This window comes from Microbacterium sp. A20 (genome assembly GCF_004794515.1).
Taxonomy (GTDB): domain Bacteria; phylum Actinomycetota; class Actinomycetes; order Actinomycetales; family Microbacteriaceae; genus Microbacterium.
Genome location: NZ_SSDF01000021.1, coordinates 1 through 2,923 on the forward strand (window position 1 = coordinate 1; position 2,923 = coordinate 2,923).

4 protein-coding genes are annotated in these 2,923 nt (G+C 69.4%); all 4 read left to right on the plus strand.

The genetic code is table 11. The annotated features are described in order from the left end of the window. Window positions 1–122: 122 nt before the first annotated feature. Genes DW298_RS00295 through DW298_RS00310 form a run of 4 tightly spaced genes read left to right on the plus strand, consistent with a single transcriptional unit; the run spans window position 123 to window position 2,859 of the window. Window positions 123–425, plus strand: a complete 303-nt coding sequence (locus DW298_RS00295; RefSeq protein ID WP_136040505.1) for a hypothetical protein — start codon at window positions 123–125, stop codon at window positions 423–425. Then, window positions 422–1,549, plus strand: a complete 1,128-nt coding sequence (locus DW298_RS00300) for a hypothetical protein (protein ID WP_136040506.1) — start codon at window positions 422–424, stop codon at window positions 1,547–1,549. Before DW298_RS00295 ends, DW298_RS00300 begins: the two co-directional genes overlap by 4 nt. Beyond that, entirely contained in the window at window positions 1,546–2,184 is a 639-nt protein-coding gene (locus tag DW298_RS00305) for a hypothetical protein (protein WP_136040507.1), read from the plus strand. Before DW298_RS00300 ends, DW298_RS00305 begins: the two co-directional genes overlap by 4 nt. A 9-nt stretch (window positions 2,185–2,193) precedes the next feature. Further along, window positions 2,194–2,859, plus strand: coding sequence for a hypothetical protein (locus DW298_RS00310; RefSeq protein WP_136040508.1), 666 nt, complete (start codon window positions 2,194–2,196; stop codon window positions 2,857–2,859). Window positions 2,860–2,923: the final 64 nt, after the last annotated feature.

Below are 2,923 nucleotides of genomic sequence, written 5' to 3' on the forward strand. Positions count from 1 at the left end.
ATGATGCGTGCGATCCAGGACCTGGACCAGCAGCTCGCCGGCAGCTGACACACAGCACGCGGTTTCCCAGGGGCGTCGACCATCGGTCGGCGTCCCTGTTCCGACTCGACAGGAGGGGCGACATGCCTGATGTGAGTATCGACTATGCCGCGATGGAGGCGAGCAGGACCGCGTATGCGAACATGCGCTCGTCCCTCGACGCGGCGACGAGTGCGCTGGGTTCCGTTTCCGGTGCTGCTGTCCCGCAGGACGAGCTGCGTCGACGACTCGAGGATCTCCACGATTCCTGGGGTGGCGGGCTCGACAAGCTCGGGCGGTATGCGGAAGACGCCGGCAAGGGGCTGCAGGGCATCCTCGAGGCGTTTCAGGGGCTCGACTCCGAACTCGCCGCGAGTATGGAGCCCCAGGAAGGAGCGGCCTCATGAGCGCCTTCCCCACTCTGGGATTCGACCCGGCTCCGGGTGATGTCGGTCAGCTCGAGGACTTCGTCATCGGTCTCTCGTCCGGCTGCGACAGCATCGATGACGCGCTGGCCATGCTCAACGGCGACGATGACGCGGCCTGGACCGGCGAAGCGGCCGTGGCCTTCCGCGCGGCGATGAGCGAGGATTTCCGCCCGCACCTGGCCGACACCGGTTCGGCGTTGCGCACCTCCCGCGACGCACTCGGCACGTGGGTCACGCAGCTGGCGGGTTACCAGGCGCGTGCGCGTGATCTCGAGGAGCAGGCGGCCGCCGCGGCGGCGACCGTCAGCAGCAAGGCCTCGGCGAAGTCGACGGCGGCGGATGCGGCGGATGCCGAGGATGCCGACCCCGATGCCCTGTCGAAGGCGACGACGGCGCTCGCGAACGCGCAGGGTGAGCTCGACGACATCATCGCGGCGGCGCAGCGTCTTAAGAGCGAGGTCGACGGCGATGCCGCCGTCGCGGCGGAGCAGCTGGTCGGCGCGAGCGAGACGCTCAGCGCTTACAAGGGCAACGCTTTCTCCAACTTCCTCGAGGGCGCGGGCGACTGGCTGGCGGATGCCGGCGAGTGGCTCATGGACAACGTCGTGCCGATCCTGGAGGACATCCTCCGGGCGGCGCTGCCGATCATCGCCATCCTCTCGATCTTCTTCCCGGTTCTCGGCACGGTCGCGCTCATCATGTCGATCGCCCTCGTCGCGATCGATGGGCTGCAGGCGCTCACGGGTCGCGGCTCGTGGACCGACTTCGCGGTAGGCGCGCTCGGTCTGCTCGCCGGCGGTGCGCTCGGTGCGGCGGCGAAGTCGCTGATCGGTCCCGGTGGCGCGGTGCTGATCCCCTCGATCCAGCGGATGACGCCGGCGCTGGCGGGCGGCGGAACCGCGGCGGGCACCCTCGCGGTCACACTCAACATCAACATGAACAACATGGTCGCGAACACCTACTGGATGATGTCTTCGGCGAAGGACGCCCACGACAACGGGCAGAGCTTCGTCGAGAGCTTGTCCGGCCCGTGGCAGAACCTCGCCGAACGCGCAGGGAACACCATCCGCGGCGAAGGCCCGAAGACGGACGACGAGCTGTGACCGCCCCCGCTTCGCATACCGCCTACCGCGTGTGGCAGCGGATGCCGCAGGGGTGGGTCGAGTTCCGCGCGCTCGGCGACCGTTCGCCGGACGAGTGGATCGCCCGTTACCTGGAGAGCGGCGACGGCTGGCTCCCCGACGAGGCGCGCACGGCGATCACCGAGGGCTTCCACGCCGGCGTCCGCATGTTCTCCGACGTCCCCTTCGACTTCGCGGGTGTCTCGATCGTCCTCGGCGAGCGGCCGGCGGTGTCGTTCCTGTGCACGCATGTCGTGGTCACCACCGAGGACGAGGTCGCAGACGCTGCTGCGCTGCACCGGCTGCTCCCACTGGGCCGGTTCGGAGACGACGGCACGGCCGAGACGTTCACGTCGCCCGACGGTCGGGTGGGCACGGTCTCCAGCGGCCTGCTGTCGCGGGGTGGCATTGATTCGGTGATGACCGTCGGCGAGATCCGACTGCCCGATGCTGCCGGCACGGTCCTCATCATGGGCATGTGCTCGGACCCTGAGCAGCGCCAGGAACTCGCGGTGCTGACGGCGTTCGCCCTGTCGATGACGCAGTACCTTCCGGAGGGCGTCGAGCCCGAGCTTCCGGAGGGGGCGCGGTTCGAGGCGCCCCTGGACGGCGAATAACCTGAGTCCATGGCTTTTGCGCTGATCCGACCCGAGTCGCGTCCCCTCATCGATGCCGCGCGCACGCCGGACGCACGTCCGGTGGACGCGGATCGCTTCGCGACCGTGCTGCGTAGCGACTTCGAGCGGTGGTCGCGCTGGGCCCTGGGGCTCGGGGGCTTCGCGCTGGCGATCGGCGGCGCTTTCGTCGCGGCGGGGATGATCGAGGCCGTGCGGATGCTCGGCGGATCCCCGGCTGCGGTCGATCTGGTGGTGATCGCAATCGCCGTGGTCGTCGGACTCGGCGGTGTCGCGATCCTGGTCGCCCTGTGGTGGAGCGGTCGGAAGATCCTGTCAGCCGCGTCGTGGTGGCTCCGCCTGCCGTACACCGCAGGGGGTCGGCAACGTCGCGCTGGTGGATGGATCCGCGCACGTACCGTGAACTTCGAGCCACGGGTCTTCCTGCGTCTCGTCACGGCGGCACTCGCGCTGCTGCTCGCGGTGGGCGGTATCGCCCTGTTCATCCGCGATCTGACCGGCGGGGTCACGTCGATGACGGCGGCCTCCGTGGTGGTCGGGGTGATCGCGCTGGTCGCGGGCATCGGGCAGCTCGGCGGGGTCATGCGCCTCGTGTCGGGTCTCTCCGAGGCCGATCCGCTGTGGGTCCGCGTCCGCTCCGCGTTCGTCCGGCGCTGAGTAGCGGGGTGATGCGGGGGATGGGGAGTTGTCCCCATCGACGGTGTCCGTCGGATGCTCGTAG

Excerpts from the sequence above, each read along its gene's own strand:
- DW298_RS00300 (WP_136040506.1), top strand. The coding sequence starts at position 422 with ATGAGCGCCTTCCCCACTCTGGGATTCGACCCGGCTCCGGGTGATGTC.
- DW298_RS00310 (WP_136040508.1), top strand. The coding sequence starts at position 2,194 with ATGGCTTTTGCGCTGATCCGACCCGAGTCGCGTCCCCTCATCGATGCC.
- DW298_RS00295 (WP_136040505.1), top strand. The coding sequence starts at position 123 with ATGCCTGATGTGAGTATCGACTATGCCGCGATGGAGGCGAGCAGGACC.